Annotated in this window: 16 protein-coding genes; 5 read left to right on the plus strand and 11 right to left on the minus strand. The window is 72.5% G+C overall.

Annotated elements, in window-relative coordinates; all coding sequences use genetic code 11:
• Window positions 1-427: 427 nt before the first annotated feature.
• Entirely contained in the window at window positions 428-1285 is an 858-nt protein-coding gene (locus tag OG625_RS02825; RefSeq protein WP_329376466.1) for a helix-turn-helix domain-containing protein, read from the plus strand.
• Window positions 1286-1320: 35 nt separating this feature from the next.
• On the opposite strand, the gene OG625_RS02830 is transcribed toward OG625_RS02825, so the two are convergent.
• The 4 genes from OG625_RS02830 to OG625_RS02845 form a co-directional block, all read right to left on the minus strand.
• Window positions 1321-4785, minus strand: a complete 3465-nt coding sequence (locus tag OG625_RS02830) for an endo-alpha-N-acetylgalactosaminidase family protein (RefSeq protein WP_329376467.1) — start codon at window positions 4783-4785, stop codon at window positions 1321-1323.
• Between the two features lie 176 nt (window positions 4786-4961).
• Window positions 4962-5336 (minus strand): YbjQ family protein, encoded by a 375-nt coding sequence (locus OG625_RS02835; protein WP_329376468.1) that lies wholly within the window; start codon window positions 5334-5336, stop codon window positions 4962-4964.
• Window positions 5337-5413: 77 nt separating this feature from the next.
• Window positions 5414-6085, minus strand: coding sequence for a response regulator transcription factor (locus tag OG625_RS02840; RefSeq protein ID WP_329376469.1), 672 nt, complete (start codon window positions 6083-6085; stop codon window positions 5414-5416).
• Window positions 6060-7244: a sensor histidine kinase gene (locus tag OG625_RS02845; RefSeq protein ID WP_329376470.1), complete on the minus strand. Its 1185-nt coding sequence runs from the start codon at window positions 7242-7244 to the stop codon at window positions 6060-6062. Before OG625_RS02845 ends, OG625_RS02840 begins: the two co-directional genes overlap by 26 nt.
• A gap of 424 nt (window positions 7245-7668) precedes the next feature.
• Here OG625_RS02845 and OG625_RS02850 point away from each other — a divergent pair, with 424 nt between their 5' ends.
• Window positions 7669-8124 (plus strand): SH3 domain-containing protein, encoded by a 456-nt coding sequence (locus tag OG625_RS02850; protein ID WP_329376471.1) that lies wholly within the window; start codon window positions 7669-7671, stop codon window positions 8122-8124.
• 19 nt (window positions 8125-8143) lie between these two features.
• On the opposite strand, the gene OG625_RS02855 is transcribed toward OG625_RS02850, so the two are convergent.
• The 7 genes from OG625_RS02855 to OG625_RS02885 form a co-directional block, all read right to left on the minus strand.
• Window positions 8144-8491 (minus strand): NTP pyrophosphohydrolase, encoded by a 348-nt coding sequence (locus tag OG625_RS02855; protein WP_329376472.1) that lies wholly within the window; start codon window positions 8489-8491, stop codon window positions 8144-8146.
• A gap of 32 nt (window positions 8492-8523) precedes the next feature.
• Window positions 8524-9558, minus strand: a complete 1035-nt coding sequence (locus OG625_RS02860) for a phosphatase domain-containing protein (RefSeq protein ID WP_329376473.1) — start codon at window positions 9556-9558, stop codon at window positions 8524-8526.
• A 3-nt stretch (window positions 9559-9561) separates the two neighbouring features.
• On the minus strand, window positions 9562-10770 hold the full coding sequence (locus tag OG625_RS02865) for an RNA ligase (RefSeq protein WP_329376474.1): 1209 nt from the start codon (window positions 10768-10770) through the stop codon (window positions 9562-9564).
• Between the two features lie 61 nt (window positions 10771-10831).
• Entirely contained in the window at window positions 10832-11515 is a 684-nt protein-coding gene (locus tag OG625_RS02870; RefSeq protein WP_329376475.1) for an epimerase, read from the minus strand.
• 20 nt (window positions 11516-11535) lie between these two features.
• Window positions 11536-11970 carry a VOC family protein gene (locus tag OG625_RS02875; protein WP_329376476.1) on the minus strand — a complete coding sequence of 145 codons (435 nt, stop codon included), beginning with the start codon at window positions 11968-11970 and terminating at the stop codon, window positions 11536-11538.
• A gap of 72 nt (window positions 11971-12042) precedes the next feature.
• Complete coding sequence (locus OG625_RS02880; RefSeq protein WP_329376477.1) at window positions 12043-13023, minus strand: tellurite resistance/C4-dicarboxylate transporter family protein; 981 nt, start codon at window positions 13021-13023, stop codon at window positions 12043-12045.
• Window positions 13016-13210: a hypothetical protein gene (locus OG625_RS02885; RefSeq protein ID WP_329376478.1), complete on the minus strand. Its 195-nt coding sequence runs from the start codon at window positions 13208-13210 to the stop codon at window positions 13016-13018. Before OG625_RS02885 ends, OG625_RS02880 begins: the two co-directional genes overlap by 8 nt.
• Between OG625_RS02885 and OG625_RS02890 the strand changes: the two genes are divergently transcribed.
• From OG625_RS02890 to OG625_RS02900, 3 genes are all read left to right on the plus strand, one after another.
• Window positions 13209-14189 carry a helix-turn-helix domain-containing protein gene (locus tag OG625_RS02890; protein ID WP_329376479.1) on the plus strand — a complete coding sequence of 327 codons (981 nt, stop codon included), beginning with the start codon at window positions 13209-13211 and terminating at the stop codon, window positions 14187-14189. The two genes, OG625_RS02885 and OG625_RS02890, sit on opposite strands and share 2 nt — an antisense overlap.
• A gap of 289 nt (window positions 14190-14478) precedes the next feature.
• On the plus strand, window positions 14479-15837 hold the full coding sequence (locus OG625_RS02895) for an LCP family protein (RefSeq protein ID WP_329376480.1): 1359 nt from the start codon (window positions 14479-14481) through the stop codon (window positions 15835-15837).
• A gap of 9 nt (window positions 15838-15846) precedes the next feature.
• Window positions 15847-16443: a YdeI/OmpD-associated family protein gene (locus OG625_RS02900; RefSeq protein WP_329376481.1), complete on the plus strand. Its 597-nt coding sequence runs from the start codon at window positions 15847-15849 to the stop codon at window positions 16441-16443.
• The last annotated feature ends 17 nt before the right edge of the window (window positions 16444-16460 follow it).

Genomic DNA, 16460 nt, shown 5'->3' on the forward strand with positions numbered 1-16460 from the left:
CACCAAGGCACCTCTCGAAGTGGAGGGTGGTTGCGCGCTCGTCCTGCGGGGACGCCCCGGAGTGCCCCCGCGGACCGGCCAGACGGCCCAAACCCCGCCCCGTGGGCCGGGAGCGTGCAGCGCTGAGGGGGCGCCGTTGTGCCCCGCCCGCTGGGCCGGGAGCGCGCGTTGGGGTGGGGACACGGCGGAGTGTCCCCGCAGGACGAGCGCGCAACCACCCTCACGTCTCGAAGCACCGGCTCAGTGCGCGAGGACGAGGAGACACTCCGCCGGGGCACCACCCCAACCGACCGGTCCCGACCCAGGGGGCAAACCCAGCCCCGCCGGCGATTGAGGCGCGGGGTCCGGGGCAGAGCCCCAGCAGCGGCGGGGCAGCACCCACCGCGGCCCCTTGAGGGCGCCCCGCCCCGTGGATCACAATCCGCAGATGCCGACGCCCCCTCACCCCGCGCCCCCGTACAGCAGTTGGATGCGCTACTTCTCCCCCACCCCCAACCACGTCCGGCTCGGCCTGGTCTGCCTCGGCGTGGGCGTGCAGGAGGGCCTGCTGCCGGTGGTCGGACCGCGTGCGCTGGACCATCACGTCGCCGTGGTCGTCACCCGCGGCCAGGGCTGGTTCAGCCACGGCGGCCGGCCTCCGCAGCCGGTGACCGCGCCCGCCCTGCTGTGGCTGGTGCCCGGGGTGGAGCACCACTACGGGCCCGACCCGCGGACCGGCTGGGACGAGTGCTTCGTCGACTTCTCGGGGGCGGGCGTCGCCGCGTACACGGACCTGGGTTACGTCACCCCGGACCACCCGGTGGTCGCGCTGGGCGGGACCACCGGAGTGCGGCACATCGTGGACGGGATCGTACGGGCCGCGCGGCGCGGCGGACCGCTGCTGGAGGTCGAGGCGGCGGCCGCCGTGCACGCGCTGCTCGTGGCCCTGCGCTACGCCCGCGCCGAGGTGTCCCGGCACGGGGACGCTGTGATGGACGCCCTGGCACGGGACGCCCTGCTGCCGATCTCGGTGGCCGAACACGCCGCCCGGCTCGGCATGCCCCTGCCCGAACTGCGCGGGGCGGTGCGGCGCAGTACCGGGGAGGGGGTCAAGGAGTACCTCCTCGGGATCAGGCTGAGCAGGGCGAAGGAACTGCTGGCCCGCACCGACCTGCCGGTCGCGGGGATCGCCCGGCGGGTCGGGTACGAGGATCCGGCCTACTTCAGCCGGCTGTTCAGCCGCCGGGTGGGCATGTCCCCCGTCCGGTTCCGCGCGCAGGAGTCGGTACGGGGGCCCGCCCGGTGAACCTCGGGGCCGGTGGGCCTCAGGGTCCGTGGGCCTCAGGGCCGGTAGCCGATGTTGAGCTCCGCGACCGAGGTCCACGGATTGCCGCCCACCTCGCTCGTGGCCCTGAGCCTGACGTAGCGCGCGGCGCGCGGTGCGAAGGAGACGTCCTGCTGGGCGGTGGTGTTCGGGAAAGTGCCCGAAGCGGCGGCGGTCCCCCAGTTCACGCCGTCGGTGGAGGTGAACACCTGGTAGCCGGCGATGCGCCCGTTGGCCTGCGTCTGCCGGGGCAGGTAGTGCAGGGCCGAGACGCCGTACGAGGCTCCGAGGTCGAGGGTGATCTCGTGCGGCATGGGCGCGGTGGCCGCGTACCACTGGGTGTGCCAGATGGTGGCGGCTTCCGCGTCCAGGACGTTGGCGGCGCTGCCGTTCTCCCCGACGGTCTCCTGGCTGTCGACCGCCTTCACGCTCATCTGTCCCTGGGGTACGAGCAGTTCGCCGCCGCCTCCGGTTCCGAGGTCGTCGATCGTCAGGTCGTCGAGGATCAGGTCGGCCTCGTTGTGGGAGCCCTCGGGGGTGATCTTCCGTACGCCGATCCAGGCGTCGGCCCCGGCCGTGAAGGTGGTGGTGAAGGTGGTGGGCGTACGGGCCTGGTTCAGCGCGGCGGTGGTCTCGGTGGAGCCGGAGCCGGTGACGAACTGGTAGTCGCCGCTGAAGCCGGTCTCGTAGGCGAAGCTCACCCGGTACGAGCGGCCCTGGGTCAGGCGCAGGGTCTGCGGGAGGGTGCGGTAGACGAGTCCGGTGCGTTCCTCGTGCGCTTTGAGCGAGTTCTGGCCGCTGATCACGTCGTCGACGAGCTTCCCGTTCCAACCGGCCTGGGTGTACGGGGCGTTGCGCTGGGCGATGTGGGTGCGCGGGTCGGTGGCCGAGCCGCCTGCCCCGCCGAACGCGAAGGGGCCCCAGCCGGCGTCGACGTTCTCGAAGTCCTCGGCGAACCAGTGGCCGCCGAGCGGGGTGCGGGCGGAGGGGACCACGCGCACGTCGTCGAAGTAGACGGTGCCGGTGCCTGATCCGGCGGCCGCGGACAGTTTCAGGGTGGCGGTGGACTGCCCGGCGGGGACGTCGAAGAACACCTTCATGCGCTGCATCCTGGTGCCGTTCTTCTCGCTCCCGCCGAGGCTGTTCGTCAGGGTCGAGGAGTCGGCGTACACGGAGGCGGCGCTGCCGCCGGCCGGGGTGACGGTGAGAGTGGCGGCCCGGCCGGTAGGGGTGAAGACCCAGACGGAAGCGGCGTAGGTGCCGGGGGCGAGGCCGGTGAGCTGCTGGGAGACGGCGGGGGTGGCGCCGGGGGCGAAGGTGAGTTCGTTCTGGCCCTGCGCGTTGCGGGCGACGGCGGCGCCGGTCCCGGTGACGGTCCAGGCGCTGAGGTTGCCCGCATAGAAGGAGGGGTCCTTGACGGGGGTCCCCTCGCCCCACTTGGGGTCGGGTTGGGCGGGGGCCGCGCCGTTGGTGACGACGTACGCGGTCTTGGCGGTGGCGCTCAGGGTGACCGCGTTGCCCGCGCCGACGGGGAGGTCGCCGACCAACTGGCGCCCGGTGTCGGTGAGTCGGTACAGCTTCGGCGCACTCCAGCCGGCGGGGAGGGTCCAGGTGGTGGATCCGCCCTTGTCGTTCCAGTGGTAGAGCTTGCCGTCGCGGGGCAGGAGGTAGGCGTCACCGGACAGGACGGTGCGGCCGCCCGTGCTGATCTGGCGCTTGTTCCCGGCGGTGGTGACGGTGGTGCCGTTCGCGAGGGTGACGGTGTCGGCGGTCCACTTCACGATCGGGGATTCCTGCAGGTACTTGGTCGGCAGGTTGATCCCGAAGGTGGTGTTCTGGAAGGCGGTGAAGTCCTTCTTCCCCTGCCAGCCCTCGTAGGCGGTGATCTCGGCGCCGCCGAGCAGCGGGTTGCGTGCGATCCAGTCGTCCTTGGCGTGGTTGGCGACGAACCGGGCGATGGTGGAGTGGATGCCCTTCAGGTCGCTTCCGCCGTAGTTGACGTCGGTGGCCCAGTGGTGCCAGAGAGACTGTTCGGTGAGTGTGTTGGGGAATTCCGTGGTCAGTTGGAAGCCGAGGCCGGCGATCTCGCGCTGGAGTTTGCGCGAGACGTAGCCGTCGCCGTACCAGACGTCCACGTAGAGGAAGTCGAGCCCGGGGGCGGCGGTCTTGAGGTCCTGGAACCGCTTCAGCCGTTCGCCCGACTGGCCGTCCTTGCGGGTGTCGACGTAGTAGGACTGGTCGAGCCAGTCCCAGCCGAGTCCGCCGCTCTGGTGGGCCGGGTCGAAGGTGGCGGAGACCGGGTACTCCTCGGTGGCGTTGACGTGCACCCCGAAGTCGGCGTTGTAGGCGTGGCCGGCGGTGGTGAGGGTGTTCAGGTCGACGGCGCCGCCCAGTTTGGAGCCGATGTTCTTGTAGTCCATGTGCGCGGAGTCGTGCCCTTCGGAGGCGTAGCCCTTGAGGAGGACGAACTGGCCGAGGCCGTCCGTGGCGAGGCTCACCCGTTTGGTCTCGTCGAGGGTCTGCGCGAAGGGATGGGTGGCCTGGGAGGCGAAGTTGAAGGGGATCCGCTGGACGACCCGGTCGGCGGTCTGCTGCCAGCCGGTGGGCGGGGTCCAGATGTCCCGGTAGGCGACGGCGGCGTCCTGCCAGTCGACGACGGAGTCCGCGTTGCGGTCGGCCGTGATCGCGATACGGGCGTACGGGAGCGGCTCGGTGTCGGTGTCCGCGGCGCCCGCTGCCCTGTGGAGCCAGGCACCGCTCCACAGGCCGGCGCGGCGGTAGGCGCCCTTGTCGGTGACCCGCTTGCTGATCCTGCCGTTCTCGCGTGCGGTGCCGCCGGAGGGCTGGTCGTAGAGGGAGTTGGAGTCGATGGCGGCGGCCAGCTTGCCGGTGTTGGCCAGGCCGTGCATCACGGTGGCCGCGGCGGAGTCCACGGGGGTACTCGCGGTGACGGGGGTGAAGGTGTCCCCGGTTCCGGTGGTCGCGGTATGCATCTTCGCGGTGGCGAGGGCGGCGCCCGGCTGGTCGCTGCGGACGCTGACGAGGTGGTGGTCGGGGATCGCGAAGCTGCGTACGCGCAGCGCGGGGGTGTCCTCGATGGCGGTGACCTTGAACTCAACGGTCGAACCGGACACCGAGATACGGGATCTGACGGTGACTCCGGAGAAGGTGAGCACGTAGTCCACACCGGAGGCGGAGGGGCTGGAGGTCACGGTGGGCGTGTAGCCGGTCCCGTTGACAAGTACGGTGCTCAGCGGGTCCTCGTTGCCGTGCAGTACGTCCCCGGTGGCGCGCCGGGTGTAGCCGATGACGCGGGGGAAGCCGCTGTCCACGCTGACGGACAGCTCGGGCGAGGTGATCGTCACGGGCGCGGCCGCCGCGGCGGGGGCGGCGGGCACGGCCACGACCAGCGTGGCGACCAGACCGGCCAGCGCGGCCGCGGCCGGCCAGAGGGGCCGGAGCGGCCAGAGAGGGGTGCGCATGGGGCCTCCGGGAGTCGGCGCTTCCTGGGCGGAAGACCGCTCACGGCGAAGACACCCCGAACGGTCCGCTCACTGGTCTGTCAGCTTGCGGACCCGTGCAGGGCAAACCCATGGACAAAGCGGAGCGCCGTCCTGGACTTACGTGCCGGGCGGCTGTCCGGCAGGGATACCGGGGATCAGGTGGAAGCGGGGACCAGGACCACGGCCGTCCCGTACGCGCACACCTCGGTGCCGACGTCGGCGGCGTCGGTGACGTCGAAGCGCATCATCAGCACGGCGTTCGCGCCGCGCGCCTTCGCCTGCTCGATGAGCCGGTCCATGGCCTGGTTGCGGGTCTCCACGAGGGTCTTGGTGAGGCCCTTGAGCTCGCCGCCGATCATCGACTTCAGGCCTGCCCCGATCTGGCTGCCCAGGTGGCGGGAGCGCACGGTGAGGCCGAAGACCTCGCCGATGACCTGCTCGACCCGGTATCCGGGGACGTCGTTGGTGGTCACGACGAGGATGCCGGTCTCCTGCGCGCCGGGACCGCCGCCGTAGTCTTCGATTCCCATGGCACCCACTCTCGCCCGGCCCGCCCCCTCCCGCATCCGGAGACCGGCGACCGGGCGCCCGGCGGTGGGCTCCGCTCTCAGCCCGTCCGGGCGACCATGCCGAACTCGTGGGCCAGGACCACGGCCTGGGCGCGGCTGGCCAGTGCCAGCTTGCTCATGCAGCGGTGGACGTGCGTCTTGACGGTGGCGCCGCTGAGCACGAGCCGCACAGCGATGTCGGCGTTGGAGAGGCCCGCTCCGACCAGGCCGAACACCTCGCGCTCGCGCGGCGTCAGGGTCTCCAGGCCGGGGTGGGTGGCCCGGGCCGCGACGGGGACGGCGTAGGCGTCGATCAGCCCGCGCAGAGCGCGGGGGCTGAACAGCATCTCGCCGGCGTGCACGGTGGCGATGGCGGCGAGCAGCCGGTCGGGCGGGGTGTCCTTGACGAGGAAGCCGCTGGCGCCGACCCGGAGCGCGCGCAGCACGTACTCGTCGGAGTCGAAGGTGGTGAGCACGAGCACCTTGGGCCCGCCCCCGGCGGAGTCCGGCCGGCCGGCCGCCACGATCCGCTCGGTGGCGGCGATCCCGTCGGTGCCCGGCATCCGGATGTCCATGAGGACGACGTCGGGCCGCGTCTCGGCGGCGAGCCGGACGGCCTCCTCGCCGTCCTCGGCCTCGCCGACGACCTCGAAGCCCGGCGCGGCGGTCAGCAGCGCGGTCAGGCCGGATCGGATCAGGAACTGGTCATCGACGACGAGTACGGACGTCATCCGCGTCATCCCCTCCTGGCCGCGGTACGGGGACCCGCAAGCTGACTTCGAATCCGCCCTCGGGCGCGGCCGCGGCGGTCACCGTGCCGTGGTAGATCGTCGCCCGCTCGCGCATGCCGATCAAGCCCTGACCGGTGCGTCTTCCGGGGCCGGCCGGTGCGGGGGCCGGCGTCCGCCCGCTCCCGGCGTCCTTGACCCGTACGCGCACCTCGTCCGCGCCGTAGTGGACCCGGACGGTGGTGGGCGCCTGCGGGGCGTGCTTGATCACGTTGGTGAGGGCCTCCTGGACCACTCGGTACGCGCACAGGTCGATCCCCGGCGGCAGTTCGTACGCCGCGCCCGTGACCCGTACGTCCACCGGCACCCCGGCCGCCCCGACCCGTTTGACCAGCTCGTCCAGCCTGCCGAGCCCCTGCACCTCGCCGCGCGTCCCTTCCGGGTCGGAATCCGGCCCCTCCTCGCGGAGCACCACCAGCATCCGGCGCATCTCGGCCAGGGCCTCGCGGGCGCTGTCCCCCACGGTGCCCAGGGCCCGGCGGGCGGTCGGCGGGTCGGAGGAGAACACGTAGGAGGCGAGCCCCGTCTGGACGGAGATCACCGAGACGTGGTGGGCGATCACGTCGTGGAGTTCGCGGGCGATCTGGATGCGCTCCTCCATGACGGCCCGGCGGGCCTTCTCCTCCTGCTCCAGCCGCAGCCGGCGGGTGAGATCGCGCAGCCGCCGCGAGCCGTCGCCCGCGACCCAGCAGACGACCGTGGCGACGGTCACGAAGGCGGCGCTGATCGCGCCGCCGCCCGGCTCGGCGAGCCGCGTGCCCCACAGGAGCACCGCGAGCGTGGCGGCCGCGCACCTGAGGGACAACCGGCGGGGGCGCAGTGAGGCCACCGTGTAGAGGGCGGTGAACATTCCGCACACGGCGACCACGTGGTAATAGCCGAGGGTGAAGTAGGTGCCGACCCAGAGTCCTGTGCTCACCATGACCGCCAGGGGGTGGCGCCGGCGCAGCACGAGCGGCAGGTAGACCGCGGCGATCAGGGCGTAGGCGAGGGCGTCGGTCTCCCGCCAGTAGCCCTCCGGATCCGGCCAGTTGTGGAGCAGCGTGGAAGACATCCACAGCGAACCCACGGCCCACACGATCTCGCCGACCACGGGAAGCACGGCTCGGAGCCGAACCGTTGCCGAATGTGTGGCCAAGTGCACGTCACCCCCCTTGTGTACACCCATGGTTGTACAGGGCCGCCCCCCTCGGGGGTAGCCGGATTTCAACCCGTGGATGGGCGCGGCCCAGGTCGCCCGGCCCGTACGTTTACCCACGCCGGTTCACCGGCCGGCATCGGCCCAGTCCCCCCGGGGCCCCCGCAGCGCGGCCGTGCCCGTTCGGGGGCGGGCACGGCCCCGCTTGCCTGCACACGCGCATCGCCCGCATCGTTCCACGCCGCCGATTGGGCATATCGGGCTAAACGACGGTGCGCCACCGGAAGGGTTGGCTCCGCTCTCGTCATAGTCGTCCGTGGCAACCGCCCGGTTGCCGTCCCGTGCCGCTCCGGCGGCCGGGCGGACGTCTTCGTAGAGGAGCCGGCTCATGCTGAAGCCCACCAGGACCATCCTCGCTCTCGCCACCGGAAGCCTGGTGCTCGGTCTGGTCGGGGCGGGCACCGCGGCCGCGGAGGACGACGGGTTCCAGACCTCGGCCCGCACCTACGGCAAGGTCGTCTCGAAGGGCCCGCTGAAGGTCCGGAGCGAGCCGACCACCCGTTCGCGGCTCGTCGGCCACCTGTACCCGCACACCAAGGTCGAGATCGACTGCAAGAAGCGCGGCGAGAAGGTCGACGGGAACCACCTCTGGTACCGCCTCGCCGAGCCGAACGGCAGCATGGAGAACGGCGATTCGGAGAACGGCACCGGGCACAACGGCGACTGGCAGAACGGTGACTGGCAGAACGGCGGCGGCTCGGACGACCGCAAGGCCTCCTACTCGAAGCGCTGGGTCTCCGCCCGCTACGTCCAGAACCTCGGCCACGTGAGGTACTGCCGCTGAGCCGTAGGGCCGCTCCAGGTCACTCCTGCGGGCGCACGGCACGCGGCCCCACGCACCGCGCGCCGTGCGCCCGTACCCGCGCCCGCAGCTCGCGGTCGGCGGTGACCACCACGACGTCGCGCCCCGCGAGGGCCGCCGCCAGCTCCACGATCCGGTCGTCTCCGCTGCCGGGCGCCGAGTCCACCCGTACCCCGGGAACCGACTCGACGCCCCGGGCCGCGCCTTCGACGACGAGGACGATCTCCTCGCCGGCGTCGCGCGCGGCCAGCCGGTCGCGCAGCCGCTCGGCCGCACCCCGCCGGTCCCGCCACCAGCCGTCGGGCACCGAGCCGACGACGTTCGCGGCGTCCACGATCAGCACGCTCATCCCCACGGCCTTGTGCCCCTGTGCCCCGGCGCCTAGAAGTCGCCGTAGTTGACCTGCCAGGTGGGCAGGCCCATCCGGCGCCAGACCGCGACCACCCGGTCCCGGTCGTCGAGCGACACGCGCACCGCGTACCGGTGGCGCACGTGCGCGTCGAAGAGCTCCGCCTTCACCACGTCGTCGCGGCGCGTGTCGCCGGCCGCGCGCATCCACAGCTCGTCGTACGGGACTTCGTGGCGCGCGAGCCAGAGCTCGGTCTGCGGCCGGTGCTCCTCGCTGCGCCCCGACAGCAGGACGATCACGTCGCCGTCGGCGCGCCGGAAGGCGTCCAGGGCGCGCCGGACCGGCTCGTTGAGCAGGTCGAGCTCGCAGCGCGAGAAGTCGTACGGCCCGCGGTCGCCGGTCAGCGCGAGGGTTCCGTCGATGTCGCACATCACCGCGCCGGGCAGCGCCGGGTCGGGGACGTACTCCGTGACCGGGGGCACGGCGGCCGCGCCGGAACCGCCGTTCATCCATTCCGAGGTCAGCCGCCAGCCGCCCTTGCGGGCGTGTCGGTGCTTCTCGGCCAGGATGCGGATGATCTCCTCGCCGACCTTGCGCTCCCGGGCGGCGTCCCGGCGCAGGCACTCCTCCAGCGGCACGTCGGTGAAGTCGTGCACGACGAAGGTCGCGAGGCCCCCGACGGCGGCCTTGAGCCGCTTGGGGATGTGCTTGGTCAGGTGGGTGTTGTCGACGACCACGTCGAAGCCGCCGTCGACCGCCGCGCGGACCGCCGCGTCCTGGACCGCCAACACCGTCTGCTCGTGCGCGAAGCCACGGCCGCGCTCCGGGTCCGGCAGGTCGAGCATGCTGCGCAGGTCGTCGAGGTTGACGCGGCGCATGCGGCCGCCGGCCTCGGCCTGGAGGGCGCGCGCGGCCATGGTCTTGCCGGAGGCCGGCAGGCCGGTCATGACGTGCACGACGGGCAGCCGTTCCTCCTGGGCCACGGCCTCAGCCTCAACAGCAGTCACGGCTTCGGCTTCGGCTTCGGTCGCCGCCTCGGTCGCGGGTGCGGGTGTCTCCTCGGACACGGTTCAGTTCTCCTCGTCGTTCGTGTAGGGGTCGGACGCCTCGGGCCGGACGAAACGCCAGACGACCAGGTCCGTGTGCTTGCCGTCCAGTCGCAGGAACATCGCGGCCCGGATACCGCGGTCGGGCAGCTCCTTCACCGCGCGTGCGAAGGCCCCCCGGTCCGCGGCGAGGTGCGCGAGTCCCTCGTACGCCTCCCGCACCGCGCGCTCGCGCCGGTCGGCTTCGTCCTCGAACCGGGCGATCAGCTCCCGCACCCAGGTGTCGAACTCGTCGGGCACCTGGTCCAGCAGCACGTCGAGCGGCTTGCCGCCCGAGGCCTCGATCTCCGCGACCGTGCAGCCCAGGCCCTGCGCGAGCTGCTTGACCGGCAGGCCGGCGAACCGCTGGATGCCGTGGGCGCGCCAGATGTCCCGCTCGGTGACCTTGGTGAGCACCCGGTGGAGCCGTACGTACTCGGTCAGCTTGGCCTTCGCGCGGACGCCGGAGGCGAAGCGCAGGACGAAGCCCTCCGCGTCGGTGCCGGTCGCCGCGGCCCCGCCGGGCAGGGTGTTGGACTCGGCCAGCGCCATCAGCTCGTCGAGGGGCATGGCCGGCCACACCGTGACGACGGAGCCGATGCCCTCCCAGTGGGCCGCGGCCTCGGCGAGCGGCACCTCCGCGCCGTCCGGGCCGAAGGCGGCGAGGAGGACGAGGTCGCGCCGGTCGCCGTAGTCGACGACGATGCGGTTGCCCGGGTACAGGATCTCGGCGAGGTAGGTGACGCCCGGGCGCAGGCCCGCGGTGTCCTTGCCGTCGAGCCGGCGCTGGGCCCAGGTGGCCTGCGCGCTGATGAAGGACCCCTTGGAGGCCACGTGCCAGCGGCCCGCGTAGTGGAAGACCACGGCTAGGCTGCCGTCGACCTTGTCGTACACCTCGAACGGCTCGTCGGGGAGCGCGGGGGCGTAGGGGCGGCCCGACTCGTGCTCGCTGACGTTGAAGAACTTCGGCAACGGCAGCGCGACGATGGCGCCGGTGGTGTCGTCGGCGACGAGTCCGCGGCAGCGTGTGGTGACCTGGTTCCAGACGTGCTCGTACTGGGCCGTCCGCGTGTACGTGTAGATGGACAGCGGCAGTGCGGGGTGCGTCTTGCGGGTCACGTACCCGGCGTCGATGGCCTCATCGAGCGCCTGAGCGGGCAGCAGGTCGTGCAGAGTCAGGGTCTCCTGGCTCATGGGTTCCTCCCGGATCGAGATGCGTCATTCTGACGCGCGGGAGGGTTTGCCCGGTACTCAATTATGCCTGGTCACGGCTCTCGCCCAGGCGGTTGATGTCGGCCGGCCCCAGTACGTGCCCCGGGACCTCGGTTCCGGGAGTCGCTACGGCGATCATGGCGCGGCCCATGGCCTCGGAGGGGATGACGAGGTTGGGCGCGACCCGGCGGACCAGCGGGATCAGCGGGCCGGCGACCGCGTACACCGCGCGGGTGATGCGGGCCTTGGAGGGCACCCCGCGCACCGGCTGGACGATGCCGGGGCGGAACATGTAGGCGCGGAAGGGCAGTTCGAGCAGGTCGTTCTCGGTCTTTCCCTTGACCCGGGCCCACATGGACCGGCCGCGCTCGGTGCTGTCCGTGCCCACGCCGGAAACGTAGACGAAGGTCAGCCCCGGGTTGGCGGCGGCCAGTGGCCGGGCCACCGCGAGCGTGAGGTCGTAGGTGACGCGCCGGTAGGCCTCCTCCTTCATGCCGAGGGAGGAGACTCCGAGGCAGAAGAAGCAGGCGTCGTAGCCGGCCGGGTCGACGCCCGCGGCGGCGAGGTCGGACGGGTCCTGCTGGACGCTCTCGCGGAGCTTGGGGTGGCTGACGCCGAGCGGGGTGCGTCCGATGGCGAGCACGCTGTCGACGGAGTCGTCGCGCAGGCATTCGCGCAGGACGCCCCGGCCGATCATTCCGGTCGCACCGAAGAGGATGACGTTCACGGGGTCACCCTAGGACCCCGTCAGTGCGAGATGCAGAGTTCGTTGCCCTCGGGGTCGGCGAGTGTCGTCCACACGGAGGGACCCTGGCTGCCCTCGTGGAGGTGCTTGGCCCCCTTGGCGATGAGGCGTTCCACCACGGCCCGCGGGTCGTCGTCACCGGTACGGACGTCGAGGTGCACCCGGTTCTTGACCGTCTTGGGCTCGGGAACCAACTGGAAGAGCACCCGCGGCGCCCGCTCCAGCCCCTCGGGGTGCCGGATTCCCGCGCCCGACTTCCAGACGAGGGTGCCGCGGTGGGTGGTGGTGTCCTCCATGGTCGCGTGGCCGGCGGTGACCATGCTGCGGATGAACTCCTCGTCGCTGTGCTCCACTTCCCACCCGAGGGCGTCGGCCCACCAGTCGGCGAGGGTGTGCGGATCGGCGGAGTCGATGGTCACCTGGAACGTATATGCCATGCCGGGACCCTACTGAGGTGCCCCCGGTCCTGCCACCGGAACGGGGGCGTGGCGGGAGGAGGTGAGGCGCCGTCATGAGGGCGTTGCTCCCGTGCCGGATGGGCGTTCGGGCGGGCGGTCGGGTCGGCGGTGGGAGGCCAGCATGGCGGCGCAGGTGAGCAGGCAGGCGGCCACCGCGATCCAGAGCAGTACCTCGCCCAGCGGACGCAGCCACGCGATGCCCGCCGGGTCCGCCACGGAGAGGCAGGCGGCGGCCGTCATGCCGAGCGGGAAGACGGTGGACCAGCGGCGGATGTCGTAGCGCGGCCGGGGGTGGCGCAGTTCGGCGCCGAGGAGGACGACGTACCAGACGAGGGACAGGGCGAGCACGATCAGCGTGACGGTACGCAGGGCCGTGTGCGCGGCGCCGGTCCACACGGGGGACGCGGTGAGCTTGGAACCGGCGAGCGCGGAGATGGACAGCGCCCCGCCCGCCACCCAGTGGTCACCCGCACCGCCCTCCACTTCCCGCAGGTCGAAGCGGAGCAGGGCCGCGAGGTAGAGGAGGAGCCCGAGGACGAAGAAGACCAGCGCCGCCTCGGCCAGCCACTCGTGGTGCCCCGCATCGGCGAGGACCGCGGCGAGGACGGCGATCCCCTGGGTGGCCACGCACACCAGGAAGGCCACCCCGGGCATGCGCCGCCGCCAGTGCCGTACGACGTGCAGCGTCAGCACGGGCCAGAGCACTACGGCCAGTCCGAGCAGCGCCGCGGCCACGGTCTGCCAGCCGAGCGCGGTGAGCCGGGTGCCCAGCACGGTGGTGGCGGCCACGGCGGTGAGGGCGGCCGGGGTGTCGGCCTCCGCGCGGAACCGCCGTCGGTCGCCCAGCAGCCGGGCGGCGAAATCGGCGGCCAGCACCAGCCACAGCGCGCCGGCGACGGCCAGCGCCACCAGCGACAGGGCCTCGTGCCCGGTCAGGTGCAGGCCGACGGAGAGGATGCCGGCGGCCATGACGGCGGCTCCCGCCGCCGGCGGAAGGTCGGCCCACCAGCCACGCCCAGGAAGATCACTCACCCCTCCAGCGGACCCCACCGACCGCGGTGCCGCCAGCGGGACGCGGCGGCCGGCCCAGCCGGGACGGGGCGGGGTCCGCCATGCTTGGGGTGGCCGGGATGCCGTTCAGGGAGTAGCGAGAGATGTGGTCGTCGATGTCCTCCGCCGCCGTGCCGGCCGCGGACAGGTTCGAGTGGTTCTCCGACATGGTCGCCAACACGCTGGAGCCCGTGTCGATCAGCGTCGAGGATCCGGGCTCCTTCCGCGCGGAGGTCTCCGTGGCGAGCCTGGGCCCGGCGGTGCAGGTGTCGGCGTTCTCCTACTCGCCCCTGCTCTCGCGCCGCACCCCGGCGCTCATCCGGCAGGGCGACCCGGAGCAGTACCAGTTGGGGCTCGTGACGAGGAGTCCGATGTGGATGTCCCAGCGCCGCAACGAATCGGGGCTGGTCGTCGGCGACATGATGCTGTGGGACACCTCGTACCCCTGGGAGGCCGGCGCCCCGTCCGGGGTCGGCGAGATGGTGCGGGCCGTCATCCTCCAGCTCCCCAAGTCCGCGCTGCCGCTGCCCGCGGGAAAGGTCGAGCGGCTGCTCGCCCAGCGGATCCCCGGCGAGCGCGGGATGGGCGCGATCCTCAGCCGGTTCATCGGCACGCTGGGCGCGCACGCCGCGGAGTGCGGCCCACACGAGCTGGCCCGGCTCGGCACGATCGCCCTCGACCTGGCCACCGCCTGCCTGGCCCAGCACGTCGACGCGTACGACGCCCTGTCCGGCGAGGTCCGCGACCAGGCCCTGCGGGAGCGGATCAACGCCTTCATCGACGACAACCTCGACAGCACGGAGCTGACTCCGCAGGCCATCGCCAGCCGCCACCACATTTCGCTGCGTCGCCTGCACCTGCTCTTCCGGGGGCAGCCGGAGAGCGTCGCGGCGTCCGTACGCCGCCGTCGGCTGGAGCGCTGCGCCGCGGAGCTGGTCCGCCCGGGAGGACACGCGCGGCCCGTCCACGCGATCGCCGCCCGCTGGGGCTTCACCAACGCCGCCGTCTTCAGCCGCGCATTCCGCGAGGCCTACGGACTGACCCCGACCGAGCTGCGCAGACAGGCCGGTCACAGCAGTTGCACGCATGATCAAAAGACCGTGCGCGCGATGCACACACCGGGCCGCGGACCGGCCCTAGGCTCGTAGCAAGACGAGGATCACCGGTCTGTCACAGGGGTACGGATCGGCTGGTTCCGCGGACCGGCACACTGCTGCGGCGGCGGCCGTGCGGGTCCGCACACGTCGCGAGCGCGGTCGAGCCGCCACGGGGATCAGGAGTCACCGTGGCACCCGGCCGCGTTCGCCGTGTTCGCCTGCGGCCACCGCCGATGAGGGGGACACGGACGCGGCTTCCGGCGCGTGGTGCCCTGCGTGTGCGCACCCCGGCGGTACCGTCACGATCTGCACCTTTTGGCACGATTTCCGGGGATGTGTGATGCGTCGATTCACCGTTGCCCTCACGCTGCTCGCCACCCTCGCCGGGGGCTCCTACGCGGGTTCGCAAGCCCTCTCCGCCGAGCGCGGGGCACACGTCGGCGGACGGGGTACGAACATCCTCGTCGTCGGCATCGACAGCCGCGCGGGCCTGTCCGCCGCCGAGAAGCGCCGTCTCCACGTGGGCGGCAAGGGCTGCAACTGCACCGACGTGATGATGCTCGTACACCTTTCCGAGGACGAGCGGCGCGCGAGCATCGTCTCCATTCCCCGCGACTCCTACGTGCAGTACGCCGATCTGACGGCCCCGCCCGCCGCCCCCGGGCCCGCCCGCCTCGGGAAGATCAACGGGGCGTTCGCCCTCGGCGCCGGCCCGCTCAGCGTCCGGACCGTCGAGAAGGCCACCGGTCTCCACATCGACCACTACCTGGAGACCGGGTTCACCGGATTCGAGCGGGCGGTCAACGACCTCGGCGGCGCGACCGTGTGCACGGACAAGCCCCTCCAGGACGACGGCTCCGGACTCGACATCGCCGCCGGCGTCCATCGCGCGGACGGCAACGGAGCACTGCGCTACGCCCGGGCCCGGCACGTCGAACGGCCCGGCGACCTCGGCCGTGTCCGCCGCCAGCAGCGCCTGGTGAACGACCTGCTGGCCCGTCTCACCGCCGAGGGCGCCCTGGCCCACCCGGCCGGCGCGATGCGCACGGTCCGGACCCTGCTGAAGTCCGTACGCACGGACGAGCGGACGGGCTTGCTCGACTTGGTCCGCATCGGCCTGGTCCTGGGCCGTCTGCGGCCGGCGGACACCGAGTTCGCCACCGTCCCGATCCGGATCTTCGATCACCGCGTACCCGGAGTGGGTTCCACCCTGCTGTGGGACGAGGCCCGCTCCGCCGCGCTGTGGAGCGCTCTGGGCGCCGACCGCCCCATCACGGGCGACACCCGCATCCAGCCCGTACCGGAGACACCGGCCGGAACGAATCCCGCCTCGATCGCGGTTCGCGTGGACGACGCGACCGTCGCCGAGGCGCTAGGCCGCAGCGGGTTCCTGGTCACCGACACCTCGCCGTCCGCACCGACCGTACGCCACGAAGGGCCTCCCGTGATCAGCCACGCTCCCGGCCGGGAAGCGGACGCGGCCACCCTCGCGGCCGCGTTGCCCGGCGCTCGCCTGCGGGCCGTCGCGGACCACGACAAGGCCTTCGACGTCCTCGTGGGCACGCGGCCCGCCGTGGTCAAGACCGTCACCTACGACCGCAACACTGCCGAGGGCGCCCCGGTGACCGCCGATGCCCTGCGCTGCCCGGGCCCGGCCGGGTCGACAGTCCCTGCCCTCGCGAGCGGCCGGGGGCTATAGCCTGGCCGGATGGACGATCTTGACGGAGTGGAGATCATCGCCTTCACGGACGGCGAGGCCTTCGAGACCTGGCTCGCCGAACACCACGAGCGCCACGCGGGCGTGTGGATCAAGGTGGCGAAGAAGAAGTCCGGCATTCCGACCGTCACCGAGGACGAGCTCGTCGACATCGGGCTGTGCTACGGCTGGATCTCCGGACAGCGACGGTCGCTCGACGAGCGGTACTACCTCCAGAAGTACGTGCCGCGCCGCCCCAGGAGCCTGTGGTCGCAGGTCAACGTCGACAAGGTCGCGGCGCTGACGGCGGCGGGGCGCATGCGCGAACCGGGGCTGGCCGAGGTGCGCAGGGCGCAGGCGGACGGCCGGTGGACGGCGGCGTACGAGGCGCAGAGCACGGCGGCCGTGCCGCCCGACCTCGCGGCGGAGCTCGCCGCACACCCCGAGGCGAAGCGGGTGTTCGAGGCACTCGACAAGTCCGCGCGCTACCAGGTGATCCTGCCGCTGCTCCAGGCCCTCACGCCCGGGACCCGGCAGGCCCGGCTCGACCGGGCCCTGCGCCGGCTGACGGCCGGCGAGGGCAAGGGCGACGGCGAGGGCGAGGGCTGATCCGGGGGCGGCCCGGC

This window comes from Streptomyces sp. NBC_01351, assembly GCF_036237315.1.
Lineage (GTDB): Bacteria > Actinomycetota > Actinomycetes > Streptomycetales > Streptomycetaceae > Streptomyces.